The following is a 269-nucleotide window of genomic DNA, read 5'->3' as shown; positions in this document are numbered from 1 at the left end:
GCTGGTTCCCGTTAATCGACATTATTTCGACGTCGTTTTTCAAGCTGTTTCCGCTACCTGGATTCCATCTCATGACATCTGCCGCCGCCCTGCCTCGCCTCAGCCGTCAAGCATTGCCCGTTCTGGAAACCCACCTGTTATCGACGCAGTGGCGCGAGCCGCGCATCGGCATCGTTCATCTGGGCATCGGCAATTTTCATCGCGCGCATCAGGTGCTTTATACGGAAGAAGCCATGCTGGCCGCGGGTGGCGATTGGGGCATTTGCGGC

Annotated in this window: 1 pseudogene; it reads left to right on the top strand. The window is 57.6% G+C overall.

Annotation, left to right across the window (positions count from 1 at the left end):
- Nucleotides 1-71 precede the first annotated feature (71 nt).
- A pseudogene (locus SB764_RS40710) lies at nucleotides 72-269 on the top strand (mannitol dehydrogenase family protein); the annotation flags it as partial.

Origin of the sequence: Paraburkholderia sp. SIMBA_027, from assembly GCF_046535315.1 — a bacterium.
In the GTDB taxonomy this organism is placed as follows: Bacteria; Pseudomonadota; Gammaproteobacteria; order Burkholderiales; family Burkholderiaceae; genus Paraburkholderia; species Paraburkholderia tropica.
The sequence above is the reverse complement of the archived record's forward strand: the minus strand, read 5'-3'. Positions and strand labels throughout refer to the sequence as shown.